The 23,126-nt window shown below is 53.0% G+C and carries 23 protein-coding genes; 8 read left to right on the top strand and 15 right to left on the bottom strand.

From position 1 onward, the window contains the following. Positions 1-92 precede the first annotated feature (92 nt). The gene (gene rsmF / locus RCF31_RS02000) at positions 93-1,475 is read left to right on the top strand and encodes a 16S rRNA (cytosine(1407)-C(5))-methyltransferase RsmF (RefSeq protein WP_416413195.1); all 1,383 of its coding nucleotides are present in this window, start codon (positions 93-95) and stop codon (positions 1,473-1,475) included. Positions 1,476-1,478: 3 nt separating this feature from the next. On the opposite strand, the gene RCF31_RS01995 is transcribed toward rsmF, so the two are convergent. Beyond that, positions 1,479-2,126 carry a metallophosphoesterase gene (locus tag RCF31_RS01995; RefSeq protein WP_299451544.1) on the bottom strand — a complete coding sequence of 216 codons (648 nt, stop codon included), beginning with the start codon at positions 2,124-2,126 and terminating at the stop codon, positions 1,479-1,481. A 538-nt stretch (positions 2,127-2,664) separates the two neighbouring features. Here RCF31_RS01995 and RCF31_RS01990 point away from each other — a divergent pair. Beyond that, positions 2,665-2,943 carry a DUF6388 family protein gene (locus RCF31_RS01990; protein WP_299451546.1) on the top strand — a complete coding sequence of 93 codons (279 nt, stop codon included), beginning with the start codon at positions 2,665-2,667 and terminating at the stop codon, positions 2,941-2,943. 61 nt (positions 2,944-3,004) lie between these two features. Here the strand turns inward: RCF31_RS01990 and RCF31_RS01985 are convergent, their stop codons facing one another. The 5 genes from RCF31_RS01985 to copC all read right to left on the bottom strand — a co-directional run bounded on the left by RCF31_RS01985 (position 3,005) and on the right by copC (position 5,974). Then, positions 3,005-3,172, bottom strand: coding sequence for a hypothetical protein (locus RCF31_RS01985; protein WP_167379245.1), 168 nt, complete (start codon positions 3,170-3,172; stop codon positions 3,005-3,007). A gap of 96 nt (positions 3,173-3,268) precedes the next feature. Further along, on the bottom strand, positions 3,269-3,589 hold the full coding sequence (locus RCF31_RS01980; RefSeq protein ID WP_416412327.1) for a hypothetical protein: 321 nt from the start codon (positions 3,587-3,589) through the stop codon (positions 3,269-3,271). 745 nt (positions 3,590-4,334) lie between these two features. Further along, on the bottom strand, positions 4,335-4,682 hold the full coding sequence (locus tag RCF31_RS01975) for a YebY family protein (protein WP_416413194.1): 348 nt from the start codon (positions 4,680-4,682) through the stop codon (positions 4,335-4,337). A gap of 33 nt (positions 4,683-4,715) precedes the next feature. Beyond that, positions 4,716-5,597, bottom strand: coding sequence for a copper homeostasis membrane protein CopD (gene copD / locus RCF31_RS01970; protein WP_416412326.1), 882 nt, complete (start codon positions 5,595-5,597; stop codon positions 4,716-4,718). Continuing rightward, positions 5,597-5,974: a copper homeostasis periplasmic binding protein CopC gene (gene copC / locus RCF31_RS01965; protein WP_416412325.1), complete on the bottom strand. Its 378-nt coding sequence runs from the start codon at positions 5,972-5,974 to the stop codon at positions 5,597-5,599. Before copC ends, copD begins: the two co-directional genes overlap by 1 nt. A gap of 151 nt (positions 5,975-6,125) precedes the next feature. On the opposite strand from copC, the gene RCF31_RS01960 reads away from it, so the two are divergent. Together RCF31_RS01960 and exoX are read left to right on the top strand one after the other, a co-directional pair. Further along, positions 6,126-6,356 (top strand): DNA polymerase III subunit theta, encoded by a 231-nt coding sequence (locus tag RCF31_RS01960; RefSeq protein ID WP_084875343.1) that lies wholly within the window; start codon positions 6,126-6,128, stop codon positions 6,354-6,356. A gap of 3 nt (positions 6,357-6,359) precedes the next feature. Next, positions 6,360-7,028: an exodeoxyribonuclease X gene (exoX, locus tag RCF31_RS01955; protein WP_416412324.1), complete on the top strand. Its 669-nt coding sequence runs from the start codon at positions 6,360-6,362 to the stop codon at positions 7,026-7,028. On the opposite strand, the gene RCF31_RS01950 is transcribed toward exoX, so the two are convergent. After that, positions 7,022-9,085 (bottom strand): prolyl oligopeptidase family serine peptidase, encoded by a 2,064-nt coding sequence (locus tag RCF31_RS01950; RefSeq protein ID WP_416413193.1) that lies wholly within the window; start codon positions 9,083-9,085, stop codon positions 7,022-7,024. The genes exoX and RCF31_RS01950 overlap by 7 nt on opposite strands. A 118-nt stretch (positions 9,086-9,203) precedes the next feature. Further along, a complete protein-coding gene (locus RCF31_RS01945) occupies positions 9,204-9,857 on the bottom strand; it encodes a tellurite resistance TerB family protein (protein ID WP_416412323.1) in 654 nt (217 codons plus the stop codon). A 163-nt stretch (positions 9,858-10,020) separates the two neighbouring features. On the opposite strand from RCF31_RS01945, the gene purT reads away from it, so the two are divergent. Next, the gene (gene purT, locus RCF31_RS01940) at positions 10,021-11,199 is read left to right on the top strand and encodes a formate-dependent phosphoribosylglycinamide formyltransferase (protein WP_299451563.1); all 1,179 of its coding nucleotides are present in this window, start codon (positions 10,021-10,023) and stop codon (positions 11,197-11,199) included. A 39-nt stretch (positions 11,200-11,238) separates the two neighbouring features. Here purT and RCF31_RS01935 read toward each other — a convergent pair whose 3' ends face one another. After that, the gene (locus RCF31_RS01935) at positions 11,239-12,018 is read right to left on the bottom strand and encodes an alpha/beta fold hydrolase (protein ID WP_416412322.1); all 780 of its coding nucleotides are present in this window, start codon (positions 12,016-12,018) and stop codon (positions 11,239-11,241) included. 119 nt (positions 12,019-12,137) lie between these two features. Here RCF31_RS01935 and RCF31_RS01930 point away from each other — a divergent pair, with 119 nt between their 5' ends. Then, the gene (locus RCF31_RS01930; RefSeq protein ID WP_416412321.1) at positions 12,138-13,037 is read left to right on the top strand and encodes a LysR family transcriptional regulator; all 900 of its coding nucleotides are present in this window, start codon (positions 12,138-12,140) and stop codon (positions 13,035-13,037) included. Between the two features lie 42 nt (positions 13,038-13,079). Here the strand turns inward: RCF31_RS01930 and RCF31_RS01925 are convergent, their stop codons facing one another. From RCF31_RS01925 to RCF31_RS01905, 5 genes are all read right to left on the bottom strand, one after another. Further along, positions 13,080-13,718, bottom strand: coding sequence for a bifunctional 4-hydroxy-2-oxoglutarate aldolase/2-dehydro-3-deoxy-phosphogluconate aldolase (locus RCF31_RS01925; RefSeq protein ID WP_084875359.1), 639 nt, complete (start codon positions 13,716-13,718; stop codon positions 13,080-13,082). Between the two features lie 139 nt (positions 13,719-13,857). Further along, positions 13,858-15,282 (bottom strand): dihydroxyacetone kinase phosphoryl donor subunit DhaM, encoded by a 1,425-nt coding sequence (gene dhaM, locus RCF31_RS01920; protein WP_416412319.1) that lies wholly within the window; start codon positions 15,280-15,282, stop codon positions 13,858-13,860. Positions 15,283-15,312: 30 nt separating this feature from the next. Next, positions 15,313-15,936, bottom strand: coding sequence for a dihydroxyacetone kinase subunit DhaL (gene dhaL, locus RCF31_RS01915; protein WP_416412318.1), 624 nt, complete (start codon positions 15,934-15,936; stop codon positions 15,313-15,315). Between the two features lie 73 nt (positions 15,937-16,009). Beyond that, positions 16,010-17,074 (bottom strand): dihydroxyacetone kinase subunit DhaK, encoded by a 1,065-nt coding sequence (dhaK, locus tag RCF31_RS01910; protein WP_416412316.1) that lies wholly within the window; start codon positions 17,072-17,074, stop codon positions 16,010-16,012. Between the two features lie 57 nt (positions 17,075-17,131). After that, positions 17,132-17,860: an MIP/aquaporin family protein gene (locus RCF31_RS01905; protein ID WP_299451573.1), complete on the bottom strand. Its 729-nt coding sequence runs from the start codon at positions 17,858-17,860 to the stop codon at positions 17,132-17,134. 435 nt (positions 17,861-18,295) lie between these two features. Here RCF31_RS01905 and dhaR point away from each other — a divergent pair, with 435 nt between their 5' ends. After that, a complete protein-coding gene (gene dhaR / locus RCF31_RS01900; RefSeq protein WP_416412315.1) occupies positions 18,296-20,278 on the top strand; it encodes a dihydroxyacetone kinase operon transcriptional regulator DhaR in 1,983 nt (660 codons plus the stop codon). A gap of 51 nt (positions 20,279-20,329) precedes the next feature. On the opposite strand, the gene zwf is transcribed toward dhaR, so the two are convergent. Beyond that, positions 20,330-21,805, bottom strand: a complete 1,476-nt coding sequence (zwf, locus tag RCF31_RS01895; RefSeq protein WP_299451576.1) for a glucose-6-phosphate dehydrogenase — start codon at positions 21,803-21,805, stop codon at positions 20,330-20,332. Between the two features lie 364 nt (positions 21,806-22,169). Between zwf and RCF31_RS01890 the strand changes: the two genes are divergently transcribed. Then, on the top strand, positions 22,170-23,048 hold the full coding sequence (locus RCF31_RS01890; RefSeq protein ID WP_416413192.1) for a MurR/RpiR family transcriptional regulator: 879 nt from the start codon (positions 22,170-22,172) through the stop codon (positions 23,046-23,048). The last annotated feature ends 78 nt before the right edge of the window (positions 23,049-23,126 follow it).

Genomic DNA, 23,126 nt, shown 5'->3' with positions numbered 1-23,126 from the left:
GATTCTCTTTCGCGTGTTACACTTCGCGCTCTGTTTGCTATCCCCGGAAGAAACCCGTGTCCGAACGTTTTCCTGAAGATTTCCTCACGCTGATGCGTGCCAGCCTGCCCAACGATGAAGAACTGCAACGTTTTCTCGCCATCAGCCAGCAACCGTTACGCCGCAGCTTGCGTGTGAATACCTTAAAAATCAGCGTGTCTGATTTTCTGGCGTGTACCGCACATTACGGCTGGCGACTGACGCCCATTCCGTGGTGCGCTGAAGGATTCTGGATTGATCGCGACGACGAATCGCTGCCGCTGGGCAGCGTGGCGGAACATCTTAGCGGGTTGTTTTATATTCAGGAAGCCAGCTCGATGCTGCCGGTCACGGCATTGTTTGATGCCGCGCCCGATGCGCGTCAGGTGATGGATGTTGCCGCAGCACCTGGCTCTAAAACCACGCAAATGGCGGCGTTGATGCACAATAATGGCGCGATTCTGGCTAATGAATACTCCGCCAGCCGGGTAAAGGTGTTACATGCCAATATCAGCCGCTGTGGGGTCAGCAATGTCGCCCTGACCCATTTCGATGGTCGTGTGTTTGGTGCGGCATTGCCTGAGCAGTTTGATGCCATCCTGCTGGATGCCCCCTGCTCCGGAGAAGGCGTAGTACGTAAAGATGCCGATGCGCTGCGTAACTGGACCCTGGCCAGCACTGAGGACATCGCCGCCACCCAGCGCGACCTGATTGACAGCGCTTTTCACGCCCTGCAACCTGGCGGCACGCTGATTTATTCCACCTGTACGCTCAACCAGATTGAGAATCAGCAGGTCATCAGCTGGCTGCAGCAACGTTATCCTGATGCTGTCGAAATTATACCGCTGGATGGCCTGTTCGCGGGTGCCGAAAAGGCGCTGACGCCAGAAGGCTTCCTGCATGTGTTCCCGCAAATCTTCGACAGCGAAGGCTTCTTTGTCGCACGTCTGCGTAAAACCACCAGCGTATCGGCATTACCCGTTCCAACTTATAAAGTCGGCAAACTCCCCTTTTCACCTGCCAGCCGGAAATTGACGGCTGAAGTGATGCAGGCAGCAGCAAAAGTTGGCCTGCACTGGGACGATAATTTGCTGTTATGGCAGCGTGATAAAGAATTGTGGCTGTTCCCCGCCGCGCTGGAAAGCTGGCTGGGTAAAGTGCGCTTCTCGCGCATCGGTATAAAACTCGCGGAAACCTTCCCGAAAGGGTATCGCTGGCAACACGAAGCCGTGGTCGCTCTGGCACAGCCGGATAGTTCGCTGGCCTTTGCGCTGACGGAGGCCGAAGCGGAAAGCTGGTATCGCGGTCAGGATATCCATCCGGAGCATCTGCCCGAACGGGATGAGGTGATTGTGACCTGGCAGCAGCAGACACTCGGTCTGGCAAAAAAGGTCGGCAATCGTATCAAGAATAGCTACCCGCGCGAGCTGGTGCGCGATGGTCGTTTGTTTCGGTAAAGGTTACTGCAGCTGCACCAACGTGAGCCGGTTGCCGAATACGGCACCGGTATCGATATAATGTTGATTGGCAGCGTTGAGCGGTTGCTCCAGCGGGGTATGGCCAAAATAAAAATCGCTTGCCCCCTCAATTGCTGCCGAGTTACCGCGCTGATGTCGCCCCAGCCGGTCGCGGCTCCACACCACCTGATGCCAGTCAACTTCTTGCCCCAGTGAGTAGTGACTGGCCGGATAATCCGCATGGGCGATCACCACCACGCGGTCGGCGAGTTGCAGATGCAAAATCAACGGCAATGCAGCACAACGCTTTAGCGCATGACGCGCTGCAATCACCTCACTGCCGCGCAATTGCCAGAACCATTCCCCCCCATTCATCAGCCATAGCATCGGGTCCTCGCCCTGCAACGCCGCGATAGCCATCTGTTCATGATTGCCACGTACACATCGAAACCAGGGTTCATCCAGCAATGCCAGACAACCGGGACTGTCGGGTCCCCGATCGATCAAATCACCGACGGAAATTAATAAATCCTGCTGCGTATCAAACTGATGCAGAATCAATTGTGAATCAAGCTGAGTGCGACAACCGTGTAAATCGCCAACTACCCAGATGTGGCGCCATGCTTCCGCATTGACCGTTTGATAAAACATATTGGTCTCCTGAAAGCTGGTTTACTGGAAGTTTAGTGAATCCGGCTTAAAGTATAGCCTGGCGACCTGCAGGCATCGGAGGGAAGCGTGAACAGCCGTAAACAATTTATTGGCGTACTGGTAGTCATTTTTGTCGGCAGCGTATTGCTGTTGGAAACGCTTGCACGGCTGGTACATTTGCTGGTGGTGGGATAAGGGTGATGTCGCTGCCAGATTCAGCAGCGGCCGCATCCTGCAGCCCTGATGAACGTCCCTTCCGGCGCTTATCTCCGGCACTCATTGAAGGTGTTAGCTCTGCGAGGGACGGCAGCTACTGTAGTTCTTCGGAGTATTCCGATCAAGTTAAATGATATTAACTATCATTCTCACTAAAAACCCTCAACACGACAACTAATCTCTCAATAAATCAGATTGTTAGGATTTGACGATGGACATTGCCCGCTGGAAACGGCGAGATGAAATGGTAAGCATCCACAGCCACATAGCCTCCCCGTTTTTTGCCAGGCTTATACAAACGTAGTTTGAGAGGGAGCCGTTTATGAAAGATTATTATAAGATTGATTTGGAAACCTTTATGCAAAATAACAAACTGTTAATTGCTGAGATTAAAAGCAAAGCACCGGTTTATGCTGATGATATGGGTATGGATGAAGTGCAATATATTAACCGCGAAATAAAACGTGCTCATCTGGAATATATTGAGAGTCTGGGTATAAAAGATCCTTACGAATATTACATTACCCAACACGAAGAAGATCGCTATCTTGCCGACCAACTTATCGCACAACACCGTAAAGCACTGCGCCCCGCTTCTTAACCCCCTGGCATGGTTGCCACACAAACAGCGCGGCAACCTGCTGCTGAGGATAAGTCATTAGCTAGCGCGTGATAAAGAAAATCGCGGCCATAAAGCCCAGAAATAATACCGCAAAGGTAATGAAACCCAGTCGTGGCGATTTAGCCCGACCAACCAGCGCGGAAATAAACACCGATAATAAGGTTAATGTGCCAATCATCACCCAGAGAAGGTATTGCGTATTTGCCATGTAGGATCCTTATAAGCAGGCAACAACAATAAAGCGTCATCTTATACCATTTTTTTGCCCGGCAGGCTCTCAGGATATTTGCGGGTGGACAGCTATCTATGATGCATTGTGGCAACGTACCGCTTCCAGCGCCTCCAGTTGCCGCAATCGTTCGGTGGCCTTTTGGTTGGCTCTGGCTTTAGCAATCCCGTTGCCGATACCAAAATCCCCCACAAAGCCAATCACCGTTAACGCATCAAACTGCCCGGTCTTCGCGATCTGTTGCTGAACGTCATGGCTTTTGGCTATTTCCTGCTGCAATGTTGCGCAATCATCATTTTTAGCTTCTTCATCACTTACCTTTGCGGATTGTGGGTACTGTTTCAGAGCGCATCCGCTAAGCAGCAGGATGATGAAAAAGCAGGCAGGCTTATACATTGCGGTTCTTCTCATCTTGATCGGCGGCATCTGTATGGCTGGTTTGACGTTAAGCTAACATAGCGAAAAGATCCTAATCGAGTAATTAGCATCATCAGACAGGTTTTGTTTATCTCCGGCAGTGTTCCGGGGGAGTCGATCAGGTATCACACAAACCGTGGGTAAAAAAGGAAAAAGGCCGCATTTCTGCGGCCTTTACCAATGATTAGTACCCCACCCGGCGCTTATCTCCGGCACTCTCTATGGCTTAGCTCTTGAAGGGGCAAGTAAATTATCTCAGATTTATCCTAAAAATATAGCCCCACAACCGCAGTTTTACTCGCGTTCGTGAAGTTAGTCACAACCATTTGGTGTCGCGGCGTCAGCGGAGGACTTAGAAGAATTTAATCATTCAGAACAAGGAGCAGAGCAGTTATATACTGATGATTGCCTCTACCGAGGCGGGTTGCTGGCTTTATTCGTAACATTTACCCTTCGAAGGACGGGCAGTAATCAAATATTTCGGACAAAAAAAGACCGAATACGATTCCTGTATCCGGTCCAGGGAAATGGCTCTTGAAGAGCCGTGCGCTAAAAGTTGGCATTAATGCAGGCGAGGTCGCCTTGCCTTTTAAAGGTAGACCACAGGTGATTATTTTCCAGCCAACCATCACATCAGGGAAGGAAAGCTGCCGACTCTGTGATCGCAACGGCAGAATAGCGCAGGAAGGTGGCGTAGCGGGTTGCCACGCCTCTCAGACAGGGATTACTGACTGCACAGCGCCTGAGCGCGGGCGATAATTGGCTCGAGACTCATCTTCTGTCCCGGGTGGGCTTTGTCTTCCGCCTGAATTGAACTGATGGATTCCGTGGTGCCACGGCCCGATTTCAGGTTTGCTTCGGCTTTGTCATTCAACGGGTACTGCAACAGCGTGCTGGGGTTGATGGCGAACAACGCACCATCCTTCTCACAGCTCAGCATTACTTCTTCACGCGTGAACGGCCATTTGTCTTTGCCAATCTCAAAACGGCTGATGGTAATAATCTGTGCCGCCATCGCCTGGCTGCACAGGGTCAGCAGTACACAAGCTGGAATCAGTTTCTTCAGCAAAATGTCGTCCTCATACATTCAATCGGTATAGATGATTCAGGCTGGAGCCAGCGTGGCAAACACGCTAACCAGCCCGATAACAACAACCGCCAACAGCAGTTCAAACTGCGTCAGGCGAATAAAAATCGTGGCTGCGCGACTGCCCGCCAGGCGAAAACGCGGCACCAGCCAGTAACGGTTGATCACCGCAACGGTCACCATCAACATCACTAACAACACCTTAGCAATCAGCAACTCACTCCACGGTGTTTGATGCCATTGCAGCGGTGATCCGGCAATCAGCAGGCTATTGAAAATGCCCGTTAACAACGCCAGTGCTACGGCTAAATGCCCATAGCGGGAAAAACGCATCATGCTGCGGATGGCATCGGTGCGGTGCGCTATCTTGCGGGCTTCACGCATCAGCAGCAGCAGTGGCAGCAGGCCCCCACTCCAGAATGCTGCCGATATCAGATGTAATGCATGATTGGTTTGTTGCAACGTACCCTGCCAGCCATCGTGCATCGCAGCATGCCCTACCCCGGCTAACGTGATCAGCTGCAACAATCCGGTCAACAACAACAATTGCTGTCGCACGTTGCCGCGCAGCAGGAATGCCAGCACGCTGAGTAAGGCAAACATGATCTCCCAGCGCCACACCTGGCCAAAACGCGTCGCTAAAACCGCCAGCCAGGTATCGCTATCTACAACGTTATGCCAGTCACCACTCATCAGGCCCGTTTGCGTCGCGAGCATCAGCACGGCGCTGAATAAACTTACTACCGCACTTAACTTCAGGATGGCTGACAGGCGTTGCGCCAGTATCGGACGGAAACGCTTCGGTGCCAGCAGTGCGGTGTAGAACGCGCTGCCGGTGAGCAACAACGCGGATAGAAAGTGGAATACCCGCAGGCTGATCCACAGCGTACCCAGGCTCATTATTTCACGCTAAATGTATAACTGCCTTTGGTTTTATGACCATCTACCGAGAGCACGTGCCAGTTTACCTGATAGCTGCCGGCAGGCAGCGGCTGACTGAGCGGAACAATCAGCTGATCATGTTGCTTATCATTGAGCATGGCCTTGTCTGCTGGCACGACCTGATTCTGCGCATTACGGATCTCCACGCCACTAAAAGCGGGTTCAACATCTTCCGTAAAGGTCAGCGTTAGCGCTTGCGGTGAGGTTTCAACGGTTGATTTGTCAGCTGGAACCGGCGTTTTAAGGTGAGCATGGGCCAGGGCAAACTGACTAAATGCCAGCGTGGATGATGCCAGCAACAGCGCCGCAATGCGGGTTAAGGTCGTCTTCTTCATCAGGTCATCTCTTTATTGCGGCAATCCACCGCAGGCGTGGCAGCAGGATACGCTGCTGATCTTCGGGTGTCGAGACCTGCAATGCGATCCCTTTTCCCTTGATCCTTAACGATGAAAACATTACTTTTGCCCCTGTTAACAGGAGAAAAGCATGAGTCAAAACCTTGCCCTGCTGTCGCAGGAAGAGAAAGACAAAGTGAATGTCGATCTGGCTGCCGCCGGAGTGGCTTTCAAAGAGCGCTACAATATGCCGGTCGTCGCCGATTTGGTGGAGCGGGAGCAACCGCAAGCGCTACGTGAGTGGTTTCGCCAGCGTTTGATGCATTATCGCCAGGCGTCACTCAGCCTTTCCCGCCTGCCTTACGAACCGAAGCAGAAATAACCTATGTTACGAGTTATCGATACCGAAACTTGCGGTTTGCAGGGTGGCGTGGTCGAGGTGGCGTCGGTAGACGTTATTGACGGACAAATCCTCAATCCGATGAGTGATTTGGTTTGCCCGGATCGTCCTATCAGCCGTGAAGCAATGGCGGTGCATCGCATCACCGAAGCCATGGTGGCGGATAAACCGCCCATTGAACAGGCGATTGGCCGTTATCATGGTAGCGCCCATTATGTCGCGCATAATGCCAGCTTTGATCGTCGGATGCTGCCGGAAATGCCTGGTGAATGGATTTGCACCATGACGCTGGCGCGCCAGCTGTGGCCCGGCCAGAAATATGGCAACCAGGCGCTGCGCCATAGCCTGAAGCTGGATGTGACACCACCCGCTGATTTGCATGCGCACCGCGCGTTGTATGACTGCTATATCACCGCCGCCTTGCTGATTCGCATTATGGAAAAATCCGGCTGGGACGCGGCACAAATGGTGAGTCGCTGCCAACCCGCACCGGTCGCCGATGATGTTTTCCCCTTTGGCAAATATCGCGGACAGAGCATCGGTAGCATTGCACGCAAAGATCCTGGCTATCTGCGCTGGGTGCTGGAGAACGTGCGCGATTTGCGCCCACCGTTGCGGCAGGCGCTGCGTAAATACGTGAAGACGGATCAGTAGTCGCTGTGATCGGGTAACACGCCCTGTGCCAGGCCAATCAGGAAACTAAATTCCAGCGCCACCCCTTCATAGGATTTAAAGCGCCCCGACTTTCCGCCGTGGCCGGAATCCATATCCGTGCACAGCAGCAGCAACGTATCATTGGTTTTGAGCTCACGCAGTTTTGCCACCCATTTCGCCGGTTCCCAGTATTGCACCTGTGAATCATGCAGGCCGGTGGTCACCAGCAGATGTGGATAAGCTTGCGCAGCCACATTGTCATAGGGGCTGTACTGGCTAATGGTGTGATAATACTCCGCCTGTTCGGGGTTGCCCCACTCATCGTATTCCCCGGTGGTCAGGGGAATAGAGGGATCGAGCATGGTCGTCACCACATCAACAAACGGCACCTGCGCCACTACGCCGTGGTAGAGCTGCGGCGCCATATTAATCACCGCCCCCATCAGTAAGCCTCCGGCACTGCCCCCCATGGCATACAGCTGTTGCGGGTGACCAAATCCTTTTGCCACCAGGGCTTCCGTCACATCAATAAAATCAGTGAAGCTATTGATCTTGTTGTGCAGCCTGCCATCGTCATACCACTGCTGCCCCAGTTCACCACCGCCGCGCACATGGATAATCGCATAGACAAATCCACGCTCCAGCAGGCTGATGCGGCTGGTGCCAAAGCTGGCGTCCATACTGCTGCCATAAGCGCCATAGCCGTATACCAGCAACGGATTGTTGCCTGGCTGGAAATGCTGGCGATGATACACCAGCGAAACCGGAACTTCGGTGCCATCACGAACGGTGATCCAGTGATGTTCACTTTTGTAGTCGTCAGGATTAAAGCCCGGTACCGGCGTTTGCTTTAACACCCGACGTTCGCCGCTTTCCATATTCAGTTCGAACAGGGTAGTTGGTGTGGTCATTGACGAGTAACCATAGCGCAACGTATCGCTGTCCGGTGAGGGATTGTAGGCCAGCCAGGTGACATACGTTGGGTCATCAAACGCGATGCCAGTGCTTTCTCCGCTTTCCCAGTGGATCTGCCGCAGGCTGGTAACGCCGCGGGAACGCTCCTCAACCACCAGCCAATGCGTAAACAGCTGAAAATCCTCCAGCACCACCTGCTCGCGCGCCGGGATCAGCGTTTGCCAGCGATGCTCCGCCAGCCAGGCGCTGCGGTATAAACCAAAGTTTTTACCCTCGCGATTGGAGCGGATGTAGAACTGATGATTGTAGTGATCAACGGTGTACTCATGATCGCGTCGGCGCGGACAAAACACCTGGGGCTGTGCATCAGGATACTCCGCATCAATCAGCTGGATTTCACTGGTGGTGGTGCTGAATAACGCGATCAGAATAAAGTGTTCGGAGGTGGTTTTGTGCACGCTAAGGTGGAAGGTATCGTCCTTTTCCTCATAAACCAGCTGGTCATCAGATTGCGGATGACCCAGTTCATGACGCCAGACCTGATAAGCCAGCAAGGTTTGCGGGTGTTTGCGCACATAATAGATAGTACGTGAATCATTGGCCCACGCCAGGCTGGACGATGCATCGCTTAACACCTCGGGGTACCAGCTGCCGCTCTGCAGATTACGAAAACGGACTCCGTACTGGCGGCGTGAGAGGAAATCTTCCGCCAGCGCCATCACCTGATTATCAGGGCTTATTGCCAGCGCGCCCATGGTGTAGAAGTCACTGTGCGATGCACGCTGGTTGCCATCCAGCAGCAGTTGCCACTCCGCATCGGTGCCAGCCTCTTTGGGTTGGCGATAATAAGCTGCGTATTCGTTGCCGCTTTCATAACGGCTTTGGTAACGATAGCCATTTTTGACATAGGGTACGGAATGATCCTGCTGCGGAATGCGGTCAATGATCTCCTTCAGCACCCGCTCCTGCAGGTGTGTCTGTGATGCCATCATCGCTTTGCCGTAATCATTTTCGGCATGCAGATAGTCGAGCACCTCGGGGTTTTGCCGATCATCGTCACGCAACCAGAAGTAATTGTCCGTGCGCGTTTCCCCGTGCAGCGTCATTTGATGGGGGATTTTTTTGGCCTTGGGCTGATTTATCATTGTTCATTTCCCTGAAGAGACAACATTCTGCAAGCGTGGCACCGATTGGGCGCGAAGCCAAGCCATTAGCTGGCAGGAAAATGTAAACGAAGGCCACTGATGTGGCCTGAGCAGGTTAACTGGCGGGGAGTGCCGCTTTCTCCGCAATAAGATCTTTTTGCATTTCCTCACGTACATCCTGGGGGATTTTTAATGCATCCCCCAACGCAGAGAGGTAGCTGCGCTCCATAAAATGGTCGAGATCAATGGCTGCGCAACTGAGGAAGTAGAGTTCCAGTGCCTCTTCCTCATTCTTTACATCCGCAGCCAACCAGTGCGGATCCAGCGGGCGATTCATCGCCTGTTGAATCAGCGCTTCCGCCTGCGCGCCATAGCCAGCCTGCTGAATATTTTGTTCGATGGTCGCACGTTCACGCTCGTCAATATGTCCGTCACTTTTAGCCGCAAATACCAGCGCGGTCACCAGACGTGCTGCGCGCTGGTCCAGCGGTGTTTGCAACTGACCATAACCCGCTTCATTCTGATGGCTTTCACTCACCCGCTGTTTGTATTTGTTCCACAGCACGGCACCCGCTGCCGCGCTACCACCAATAATTAACGCTTTTCCGCCGTATTTGGTCAGCAGCTTGCGTGAAGATTTGCTGGCGATCAGCAATCCTGCCAGCCCACCTAACGCGCCGGGTGCCAGCATGTCACTGAGGCCACTCCCCTGACCCGCGCCTCCCTGCTTTTTCAGTATCGATTGAATTTGCTGCAACCAGTTATTCATCGTTTAACTCCTGTTTAGGATTCCGGTTTCACATGCTGCCGCAGAAGATGTCAGGAAATGTCAGAGCGGAGAAAAGTAAGGCAAACCTTATCAGGGCGAAAAGGTGAGAACGCAAACGTTTTCGTATATACTGCGCGCGCATTTTGACTGCTAAGGTGAAATTATGACGACTCTCGGAACCGCGCTGCGTCCTGCCGCAACGCGTGTCATGCTGTTAGGTTCAGGCGAGCTGGGCAAAGAAGTGGCACTGGAGTGCCAGCGTCTTGGTGTGGAAGTGATTGCTGTCGATCGCTACGCCGATGCCCCGGCCATGCACGTTGCCCATCGCAGCCATGTGATTAACATGCTGGATGGTGATGCACTGGCCGCGCTGATTGCTCAGGAAAAACCCGATTTTGTGGTGCCGGAAATTGAGGCTATTGCCACGGAAAAATTGCTGGAACTGGAGCTTCAGGGACAAAAAGTGGTACCTACCGCACGCGCGGCACGTCTGACCATGAACCGCGAAGGCATTCGTCGTCTGGCGGCGGAAGAACTGGCATTGCCGACGTCCACCTACCAGTTTGCCGATAGCAAAGAAAACTTTGTCGCCGCCGCTGACACCATCGGCTTCCCATGCATCGTGAAACCGGTGATGAGTTCATCAGGCAAGGGTCAGAGCTTTATTCGTGATGCCAGCCAGCTGGACAAAGCATGGGATTACGCTCAGCAGGGTGGTCGTGCCGGTGCCGGTCGCGTGATTGTGGAAGGTGTGGTGAAGTTTGATTTCGAAATCACCCTGCTGACCATCAGCGCTGTGGATGGCATTCATTTCTGCGCCCCGATCGGTCATCGCCAGGAAGACGGCGATTATCGTGAATCCTGGCAGCCGCAGCAGATGAGCGATCTGGCGCTGCAACGCGCCCAGGACATCGCCGAGAAAGTGGTGAAAGCACTGGGCGGCTACGGCCTGTTTGGTGTGGAGTTGTTTGTCTGCGGTGATGAGGTCATCTTTAGCGAAGTCTCACCACGCCCGCACGATACCGGTATGGTGACGCTGATTTCACAGGATCTGTCAGAGTTCGCGTTGCATGTGCGTGCCTTCCTCGGTCTGCCGATTGGCGGCATTCGCCAGTATGGCCCGGCGGCCTCGGCGGTGATCCTGCCGCAGCTGGAAAGCAACAATGTGCGTTTCGTTAATGTCGAAGCGGCGCTGGGTGCTGGTCTGCAACTGCGCCTGTTTGGCAAGCCGGAAATTGCGGGCCAGCGTCGCCTGGGTGTCGCGCTCGCTACGGGTGAAAATACCGATGATGCCATCGCCCGCGCCATTGCCAGCGCGGCTGCGGTGAAAGTCGAAGGTTAATTCCTGAAGCGGTGAGCCTTGTGCTCACCGCTGTTAACTTTATCGCACGGTTGCCGCAAAATTGCGCACGATGTCGGCGACCTCAGATGCCGCTTCAAGTGGTAACAGGTGCCCTTTACCTGGAAGAATATGCAATGGCGCGCCGGGAAAGTGCACGGCGATTTGTCTTTCCACCACTGTCAGTGGGTCAACCTGATCACACTCCCCTGTCACTATCACCACCGGTACCCTTATGGCAGAGGCCACCGCGTGCAAATCCTCTTTTGAACTGCTATCGAGCCAGCCACTGACCGCTAAAGGGTCCATACGCAATGCGTCCTGAATAAGCTGTTGCTTCGCTTCTGTCGCGATCGGCGAGGCAATCAGAATATTTTCCACTGTCCAGCGAGCCGCTTCTTCACTGGCATAAGCCGTACGCATCATTTCCCTCTGCTCATCACTGATAGACATGGGCGCAAGTGGTGATGAGGCAACCAGCACCACACCAGACAGTCCCTGCGGGCGGCGGCTGGCAATCAACTGTGCGACTTTTCCCCCCATAGAATGCCCCACCAGGATATAGCGTTGTAATTCCAGAGTCTGAATCACCGCCTGTACATCATCAGCATGATCCCCAGTGTTATAGCCACTGGCAGGTGCAGCAGAAGCGCCAGCGCCGCGTGCATCAATGGCGACACAACGAAAATCCTCGTTCAAACGAGCCATCACTCCCTGCCATGTCAAAGACGATCCACCCCAGAAATGCAGAAACACCAGGGCAGTCTCCCCTTGACCATATTCTGTAATATTCAGCTCAACACCGTTCGCAATAATTTTCATTTTCCCTCCTGTTTAGAGAAATGTTCATTTTGTTGCGACAGATCTTGCGTCATTACATTTAAATAGGGAATTATCGTCATGGTTCATAGATTACATACTTAAAATACGCATGGGGAATTATGGATCGCTTCACGGAGCTGGCAGTATTCGTGGCCGCAGTGGAAGAAGGCAGCATCGCGGCGGCGGCAAGAAAACTGGGGTTATCAGCAGTGATGGCTGGCCGTTATCTCGCCTCGCTGGAGCAAAGGGTTGCCGCGAGATTGGTTGAACGCACGACGCAGCGGTTAAGTCTGACTGACGCTGGGCAAAAATACATGACCAGCAGCAAACATATTCTTGAAGCCTGGGCAGAGGCCAATCGTGAAGCGGCAGACATACAAAGTAACCCAACCGGAACCTTACGTATCGCAGCCCCTGTGACTTTTGGTACCTTGTATCTCGGCCCGTTGATTGCACAGTTTATGGCCGATTTTCCTGCGGTAAACATTACACTGCAGTTACAGGATCGCTTCATCGATTTAGTGGAGGATGGTATCGATTTGGCGCTCCGTATCGGTCATCTACCCGACTCAGAGTTAATTGCGCGAAAAATTGCGGATTGCCCATTACTGGCCTGTGCCACCCCAGCCTATCTGGCCGTTGCGGGTGCGCCGGCGACACCGGCTGAACTACACGGTCATACGCTGATAGGTTACCTGGGTAACCATAATGCCGCGCCCTGGCATTTTTATGATGATAAACAGGGATGGATTCAGGCAGATGATAAACGACGTTTTCTCGCCAACAATACCGCGATCATGCTGGAAGTCGCGCTGGCACATGCCGGGATCGCTTATGGCCCGGCTTTTGTTTTTAATCGCCATCTTTCAAGCGGTGAGTTAGTCCAGGTTTTACCCGCATGGGCTTGCCCAACGCTGCCAATGCACGCCATTACACCCAATGCAAAGTATGTAAATACCAAAACACGCTTGTTTATTGAACGGCTTAAAACAACGTTTGCCAGCAACAGTGAGAATTGATGTACCGGCAGCGCACTGCCGGTAACGGAGAGCGATTATGGCTTACTTAGCGCCAGCCACCGCCTCTTGCGCCAGGCGCGTAATACGATCCCAGTCGCCTGCTTCCAGCGCATCGTTTGGCACCAGCCAGGAACCTCCGATGCACAGCACGCTTTTCAGCGCCAGATAATCGCGGTAGTTTGCCGGTGAAATGCCACCCGTCGGGCAGAAACGCACCTGCGGGAAAGGTCCGCCGATAGCCTGTAGCGCTTTCACTCCGCCATTCGCTTCTGCCGGGAAGAATTTAAACTCACGCAGGCCGTAATCCATACCGGTCATCAGCTCAGAGACAGTGCTGATCCCCGGGATTAACGGCACTGGCCCTTCTACTGCGGCACGCAGCAACGGCTCGGTAATGCCCGGGCTTATGACGAACTGTGCACCAGCATCGGTCACTTCTTTCAATTGCTGAGGATTGATAACGGTGCCCGCCCCGACAATCGCCTCGGGGACTTCTTTAATCATGGCGCGTAACGCATCCATCGCGACAGGGGTACGCAGGGTCACTTCCAGCACACGCACACCACCCGCAACCAGCGCTTTTGCCATCGGCACAGCGTGTTCGAGTTTGTTCACCACAATGACCGGTACGACCGGTCCGGTTGTCAGGATCTGTTCTGCACTTGTTTTCCAGTTTTTCATCACGTTTCCTAAGGGGGTTTCAGTCAGACCATGAGCCTGGTCTGTGGGATGTTCCTGAGCCGTACCATACAAGATTCGTGTGACTCGCGTCTATTGGCTGCGAAGTATTTTTGAAACCACGGTTCATTCTGCTTAATCGCTACAGCGGTAAAATCTCGCCGGAATCACCAGACAGCTTAACCACCGTGCCATCCTGATATGCCTGGGTACGCTGTGCGCTATCGATATACACCGGGATGCCGCGTGCGGCTGCCAGCAGTGCCGGGTGGGAATGGACACCAATGTCGGTAAAATAAATGCCCTCAATCCAGGCACTATCCAGTGCCATGATTTCGGAAGGCAACAAATAATTAGCGATAATCAGCGTAGGGGTGTGCCGCTGTGGCAAGGTCAATAACGGGTGCCCGAGTAGCAACCGCAGTACCCGTATGCCGACGTCATAAACATCCACATATCTTTCGCGTAAATAAGCATCTTCAATGGCCCGATACTCATCCGCCATCTGGCTGATGGTTGCCAGCCAAAGGTGCTCAACAGGCGCACTTTGTTGGTCCATCTTTTCACACGTCGCATCATAAAGTTCGCTATCTTCCAACATCATCTGATGCGCGGAGAAAATAGCTGCCTCTTTGTCAGATAATTGCTTTCCCGTGGTGGTGACCAATGCCGCCAGCTCCTGTTGCGCGGCCGTTATTGCATCGCTGAGCCGGGCAAGTGCCTGTGGTTTTGCTTCAGCCGTTCGCGTCGGGAGCTGCGGCTTCCCCCGTTCAATACGGCAGACAGTGACAGATAACCACGCTGGCGATTTTTTCTTCGCGTCGTCCACCGCAACGGTCTCCTGCACCTCATCACCGAATTGTGTCGCGGCCAGTGCAGCAAAAGCGTCTATCGCCTGCTGCGCCTGCGGCCCGCGCGCATGCAGGGTAACCACATCGCCACATTTGATAGCCAGTCGTGCCACGTTGTTCATACTCTTCGCGTTGAGCGCGCGATCACCGTTGGCCAGCTGTACATCGGCATCGAATTGACTCAGGCTACGGGCAATCACCGATGCCGGGCGGGCATGGATACCGGTCGGGTTGGTTATGGTCCAGGAAAAGTGCAAAGGATAGTTGCTGGTGTCGCTCACTGGCGCTGGTGTACCGGCCAGCCAGTCGCTCTGATTCAGCTGGGCATATTTAGCCGCCAGCGCCTGGTGTGCCTCGGTGATGACCTGGCCGATGGGCTGACCCGCCGCTGCTGCCACCGCCGCTGCGACAGTGCCTTCCACCAGCGGTGCCGCGCAGACCTGAACCCGGGCCATGGCCTCCTCGCCCAGCAGTTCCATCGCCATATCGGTACTGAGAATTGCGCTTCCCATATCGACCATCACCAATACATCGTCATCCATGACAGCCTCAATGGCCGCCATGATTGCAACCGGGTCAGTGCCTATCGGATTCTCCGGGTCATCCATCCCTGCCGCCACCGCGAACTTCACTTTTCCCTGCGTCATTTGCGACGCCAGCTCAACAACCCCGTCAGCCAGTTTTTTGCTATGAGAAACCACCACGATATTGACCATATGTCATAACCTTATTGAGGACTGCAACTGTTAATCAACAACCTCACAAAGTGTTTTAAACAGCAGATAGCTGGACGTGGCACCTGGGTCCTGATGGCCGATGGATCGCTCGCCAAGATAACTGGCGCGTCCCTTCCCTGCCCTCATCGGAATGGTGCTTTTCATTGCCGCCTCAGCAGCCTGCAAGGTACTACTCAATGCTGTTGCCAATGGTGCTTCCTGCTGGTTTTGCAACGACGTGACAATGGCTGACAGCGTATCCACCATGGTTTTATCACCCGGATGCGCCATACCGCGTGCGCTGATACGATCCGTCCCTTCCCGGTACATGTTGTACAAATCTGTCACCGTCAGTTCTTCTTTCGCCATTACGCACTCGGCGGATTTAATGAAAAAAGTGCCATACAGCGGTCCACTGGCACCGCCAATACTTGATAACAGCACCATGCCGGTATTTTTCAAAATGGTGCCGATATCCTTATCTTCCAGCGTCGGCAGTTTTTCTTTCACCTTTTTGAAGCCACGGTTCATGTTTAACCCGTGGTCGGCATCGCCAATCTCACGATCCAGATTGGTCAGAAACTCCTGTTGTTGTTCAAACACCGCTGCCGACGCATCCAGCCAGTCAATTACCTGTTTCTTGGTTACGACCATTGTTATCCCCCGGAGAGTGATTTCATCCGGTGCCGAAGCGGCCCGTCATCAGCGACCAGGCCGCGACACCGCGTTACATTTTCCAGCGTAGCGCTGGCGTGCTGACCGGAAAATCCCACAACGTCAGCATTTCCTCATCGACTTTCAATAACGTAATCGATACCCCCTGCATGTCGATGGAACTGCAGAAGGTCCCCACCAGATTACGGGCAATATGAATGTTGCGCCCGGTGAGTAGCTCCGCCGTTTTGCGATACACGGCATACAGTTCCGACAACGGCGTGCCCCCCAACCCATTGACCAGCACAATCACACTGTCCTGTTCATTGAGTGGTTCGGTAGTCTGGCTGTTTTCCACCCACTCGCCTTTATCACCGTCCCATTGTCGTAACACACGGCTGTAGGGAGTATTGTCGAGAATTTCGTTAACCATCTCCGTGACCAGCGTATCGCAATCGCTGTACTTCTCCCGACGAATACCCGGCTCACCATGAATACCAATGCCAAACTCGATTTCATCATCGGCCAAATCAAAACTGGCCCTGCCAGCCGCCGGAACGGTACAGGCCGACAACGCCACGCCAATCGACCGTCCCCGGTTGCCAATACGTGTGGCCAGCTGCACGCATTCATCGAGGCTGTAACCTTCTTCAGCCGCCGCCCCAAGTATTTTCTCCGCCAGCACGGTAGTAGCAACACCACGCCGTCCGGCGGTGTACAGGCTATCCTTGACCGCGACATCATCGTCAATCACCGCCACCTGCACCGGAATGCCTTCACCGTGCAGCAATTCAGCCGCAGTTTCAAAATTGAGAATGTCCCCGGTGTAATTTTTAATCAGCAGCAAAATACCGTTATCGCCGTTGACCTTTTGCGCACATTCATACATTTGATCGGGGGTGGGTGAGGTAAAAATATGTCCGGGACAGGCACCGTCGAGCATACCGAAACCAACAAATCCGCCATGCATCGGTTCATGTCCCGAGCCGCCACCGGAAATCAGCGCCACTTTCGGTTTATCTGTACGACGACAGACATAGAAAGGTTCGGTATTTACCATTAATTCCGGATGCGCCAGAGCAAAGCCTTCCAGTTGTTCCCTGACCACATCATCGACTTTATTGATCAACTTTTTCATCAATCCTTCCTCGTATGCCCTCCCCCGCCTGGACCTTACGGACAGGGGAGCTGACGGTTAATGGGTGGTAAAGACAGGAATCAAGATTGTGTATAATAATGAGCCAGCCGCGCCGCCGATTAACGGACCGACGATCGGCACCCAGGCATAGCCCCAGTCGGAACCACCCTTATTTTTTATCGGCAACAACGCATGGGCCAGACGCGGGCCAAGGTCACGCGCCGGGTTGATCGCATAGCCGGTAGGGCCACCTAACGACAGGCCGATACTCCACACCAGCACACCGACCGCATAGGGTCCGAAGCCGCCAGCAATACCATTGTGCGAGTTAAAAATGGCCAACACGCCAAACGTTAGCATTGCAGTGCCGATAATTTCGGTGACCAGGTTCCATTTATAGTCACGAATGGCAGGACCAGTACAAAAGGTGGCGAGGATTAACCCCTTATCGTCGGAAACATCATAGTGGCGCTTGTAGGTGAGCCAGACCAGAATCGCGCCGAGAAACGCCCCGACAAGCTGGCCGATAATGTAAACCGGCACCACGCTTGCAGGAATGCCGCCCTGGAGCCAGACAGCGAGGGTCACCGCCGGATTGAGATGCGCGCCGCTGACCCAGCCGACGGCATAAACAGCGACTGTCACCGCAAAGCCCCAGCCTGCGGTAATGACAATCCAGCCGCTACTTCCTCCTTTGGTTTGTTTTAATACCACGTTGGCCACCACACCGTCGCCAAGCAGAATCAACAGCATGGTGCCGACCATTTCTGATAAAAAGATGTTCATCTTTCTTTCCTTTAATTAACAGGTGATATAGCTGGTCGTCTTATGCAAGAACAAGTTGAGAATAGGAAGGGGAAAAAAGGCTGTAAAAAAGTTTTTTTTGTTCAATCCGGAAACAGTCTTTTTCCGGAGAAGGTTGCAAAAAGAAACATCACGCTGAAGAAAAAACGGGTTATTTGACCGCCATCATACTGTATTCAAAGATGTGAGATACTTCACAGCCCTCAACAGGTAAATTAAAAATCATATTAAATACAATTAATTACAAATAAATCTCACCTGACTAAACTGAGAAAAAATATTTGCCGATCGGTGTCACAAATTGCTACGTCCTTTTCCTGGAAAGAACCAAAATACTCTACATATAGCGCTACGTTCGCGTGACAGACGCGTACCTCAATATTAATCGCTGGATCTTTTTCAGCAGGAAGGCAACGCATGCGTCTCAATATGAAAGCGATATGGCGGGCGTTTGTCGCCAAAGATCCCGGCGAGTTTAACAACCTCACCAGTCTGGATCGTCTCGATATTAAACCCTGGCTGAAGGAGTCCTGGCTGCGTTGTCGGCGACAACAGCGGCATGATCACTGGCCACCACAACTTTATGCCAAAGGCATCACCTTCGACTCGCTGTGCCGCAACAAATCGGAGATGCTTAATATCTCCTCACCGATTATCGAGGATATATTCGAATATCTTGATACGCCGGATTGCGCGATCTTCATTACTGATGAAACCGGTTGTACGCTGCGATTTTACGCCACCCCGGCAATGACCACCCGTCTGGCAGCACTGGGGATCCGTGCCAGTGTCTACTGGCGGGAAGGCATGATGGGCAATAATGCCGTTTCCAGCGCCCTGCTGCTGCACGAAACGGTCAGCGTCAGAGGCTATGAACATTTCAACCGGCATCTGCACGCCTTTACAGTTTGCGCCGCACCGGTTTTTGATAGCGACAGCACCGTGATGGGCGCGGTGGGTCTTGTCCTGCTAACCGGTAATGATACCCTGCCGACACTGGGACTGGCGCTGGTGCACTCCATCGAACAACAAATCACCGCCAGGCTGAATACCGACCTGGTTCTGGCCGAATCCAATCAGCATCTCAGCGAAGTCCATGCGCTGCTGGACGGCGTGGAAGAAGGCGTGCTGGCCTGGGACAATAAAGGCACCATTCTGTATCTCAATATTCACGGCAGCGATTTATTTAATGTTAAAGGGGAAAAGATCCTCGGGAAAAATATCCACGACATTATTAAATTACCGCAAAACATCATTAATGCGATTGAACACAACCGTGAAGTTGATTTGTTTGAAACCGCTATTGAATTTAATGGCAGTTTTATTTCACTGGCGATCTCCCTGAAGATCGTTAAAGGCCCCAATAATAGCTCGGATCGCTATATCGCCCTGCTGCACCCCATCGATCGCATACGTGAACTGGTACATCGCCACAGTGGTGTCTGGGCGCGTCTGACCTTTGACGATCTCGACTATGTGGGCAGTTCCAATGCGATTCGGCGCGTGATGCGTCTGGCACAACAGGCAGCGAAAGGACGCGGTTCGGTACTGCTGCACGGAGAAGAAGGGTTGGGTAAGTCGCACCTGGCGCAGGCGATTCATAATGCCAGCGAGCGTCAGGATAAGCCTTTTATCACCATTAACTGCCAGGCAATCCTGCGTGAAGCGATGACCAGCGAGTTTCTCGGCGGCGTTATTAACGGTGACAAGCATGTGATTTCTAAATTCGAGCTGGCTAAAGGCGGCACATTGCTGCTGGAGAATGTCGAATATCTGACGGCAGAAGTACAGACCGCGCTGCTGCAACTACTGAAAACCGGGTTACTGAGCAAAGCCAACCAGCTGCTGGTGCCTCTGGATGTCCGCCTCATCACCACCACCACGGTCGATATCAATCAATACGTCGATGAAAACCGCTTCCGCCGCCATTTACTGTATGAGTTACAGTCGTTTGATATCCATATCCCGCCGTTACGCGAACGCAGCGAAGATATTCCGCCGCTGATCAAACGTTATCTGAAAATCATGAGTCATGAGGTGGGTAAAAACGTGTCACTGTCTGACGATGCATTGCAACTGTTAACGCGTTACAGCTGGCCGGGCAATGACCGGGAATTGCGTAATGTGCTTGAACGCGCCTTCAGTTACAGCGATGGCGCAATGATTCGGGCAAAAGATATTCCTTCCTCCCTGATTGAAAGGATTCGCGATATTGGTGTCGAGCCGCCAGCCCATGGTCTGCACAGCCTTAATGATATGGAACGGGACGCCCTGATTCAGGCTGCCATCCAGTGTAAGGGGAGAGCCATGAAGATTACCGAGGCACTGAAGATCAGCCGTACCTCGCTGTGGAGAAAGCTAAAAGCCTTCAATATTCATCTGGAAGATTACAAGACCTGAAGGGATATTTGCAGATAAAAAAGCCCGCTTAATCGCGGGCTTATCTGTTTCTTACTCGAATTCGTTCCAGGAACGTCCGTCACGGGTGATCATCGCCACGGAGGCGACCGGTCCCCAGGTACCGGCCTGATACGGCTTCGGTGCATCCGCATCGGCGTTCCATGCATCAATGATGGAATCCACCCATGTCCATGCGGCTTCGACTTCATCGCGGCGCACGAACAGCGCCTGAATGCCACGCATAGTTTCCAGCAGCAGACGCTCATAAGCATCCGCCAGATGCGACTGATTGAAGGTTTCTGAGTAGCTGAGATCCAGCTTGGTGGTCTGCAGTTTGTGTTTGTGATCCAGACCCGGCACTTTGTTCAGGATCTCGATATCCACACCTTCATCCGGCTGCAGGCGAATGGTCAGCTTGTTCTGCGGCAATTCAGCGTAGGAATCTTTGAACAGGTTCATTTCCGGGTTCTTGAAGTACACCACCACTTCAGAACACTTGGTTGGCAAACGCTTACCGGTACGCAGGTAGAACGGTACGCCCGCCCAGCGCCAGTTGTCGATATCGACACGAATAGCCACGAAGGTTTCTGTAGCGCTCTGCTTGTTGGCACCCTCTTCTTCCAGGTAGCCTGGTACTTTTTTACCCTGGACGAAACCGGCGGTGTATTGGCCACGCACGGTTTTTTCACGCACGTTAGTCTGATCGATGCGACGCAGCGAACGCAGCACCTTCACTTTTTCGTCACGAATCGCATCGGCACTCAGGTCTGATGGCGGCGACATGGCGATCATGGTGAGGATCTGCAACAGGTGGTTTTGGATCATGTCACGCATCTGGCCCGCTTTATCAAAGTAGCCCCAGCGGCCCTCGATACCCACCTCTTCAGCCACCGTAATCTGCACGTGGTCGATGGTGCGGTTGTCCCAGTTGTTGACGAAGATCGAGTTAGCAAATCGCAGCGCCAGCAGGTTCAGTACCGTTTCTTTGCCCAGATAGTGGTCGATACGGAACACCTGGCTCTCTTCGAAGTATTTGCCCACGCTGTTGTTGATCTCCTGAGAGGTTTCCAGCGAGGTGCCAAGCGGCTTCTCCATCACCACACGCGCCGGTTTGGCGTTCAGTTTGGCTGAACCCAGACCATCGCAGATAGCACCAAAGGTGCTCGGCGGCATGGCGAAGTAGTTAATGGTGACGCGATTTTTCTGGTCGAGCATTTTGCCCAGACGAGAAAAGTGCGAAGTATCGTTGACGTCGAGGTTACAGAAGTCGAGACGGCTGCTGAGTTTGTCCCACAGCGCTTCATCGATCTTCTCTTTCATGAAGGTTTCCAGCGCTTCACGCACCACTTTGGTGTATGCGTCTTTGTCCCACTCCGCGCGGCCTACGCCGATAATGCGCGTGGTGTCGTGAATCTGACCGGCTTTCTCCAGCTGATACAGTGAAGGCAACAGTTTCCGGCGTGCAAGATCGCCTTTGGCACCGAAAATCACCAGATCGCATGCCTGGGCTGTTTGTGTTACCGCCATTTTCCTCTCCTCGTTGCAGGATATACCCGGTCGAGCGTCCTCATTTACCGGGTCCTTATTGTAATTTTCTTACAGCACAATGTACTTTTTTCCCTGTGCCGGAACAACCCGGGCACAGGCTTACGTGTGATAACTCTGAACGCGATTGATGAATAACGTGTGTTGTCACGTGCGCTTTTGACGCTTTTTCTGTTTCTGCTTTTGTCGGGGCAAAACCCATCACGGGTCAAAGTATGACAAAAAAATCGCGTTTACATTTATCCGCAACTGCGTGCGACTGCAGTTTACACGGTATATTGTTGTTAACAGAGCGCCCTTTCATCCATAAATGAAATTGGCAAAAGTGATGAGTGGTCATCGGGTTATCAATATGCTTGAACAGATTCAGGCGCAATTGCAGGCGCTGAGCAAATCGGAACGTAAAGTCGCGGAGCAAATCCTTGCCGCCCCCCAGCAAGCCATGCATTCCAGCATCGCCACGCTGGCCGCAGCCGCCGGGGTAAGTGAGCCCACAGTGAATCGCTTTTGCCACCGCATGGGTACGCGAGGCTTTCCCGATTTTAAGCTGCAACTGGCACAGAGTCTGGCGAAAGGCCCAAACTGGGTCAGCCGGGACGTGGAAGAAAATGACAGCGTTGAGAGCTACAGCCATAAAATCTTTGATTCGGCGCTGGCCGGTCTCAATCGCGTGCGCCAGCAGCTGGATATGGCGGTGATTCAGCAGGCGGTTCAGGCGCTGACGCATGCCAATAAAATTGCTTTTTTTGGTCTCGGCGCCTCCGCCGTGGTCGCCCATGACGCCACCAATAAATTCCTGCGTTTTAATCTGCCGGTCATCTGGTCGGAGGATATTGTGATCCAGCGCATGAGTTGCATAAATAGTGGACCAAATGACGTTTTTGTTCTCATATCACATACTGGTCGAACCAAAAATATGATAGAACTGGCTCGCCTGGCGCGTGTAAACGCTTCCACCGTTTTGGCTATCACGTCCCCCGGTTCACCGCTTGCGGCAGAAGCCACACTGGCACTGACACTCGATGTTCCGGAAGATACTGATATCTATTTGCCGATGGTTTCCCGCCTGGCGCAATTGACCATGGTCGATGTCCTGGCAACGGGTTTTACCCTTGAGCGCGGCACCTCTTTCCGCGAGAATCTAAAACGGGTTAAAGAGGCGCTGAGAGATTCGCGCCTGGAGAAGCAAGTGCAGACAGAAATCAATGCACGGCAAAATAATTAACATCACATTCACAATGTGAGTCGAATCACAGCCCATCGATCATATAGAATATGTGACCACAACGTGTCCAGATGACAG

The organism is Pantoea sp. App145, assembly GCF_047947045.1.
Lineage (GTDB): Bacteria > Pseudomonadota > Gammaproteobacteria > Enterobacterales > Enterobacteriaceae > Pantoea.
This window is presented reverse-complemented; position numbering and strand designations above follow the sequence as displayed.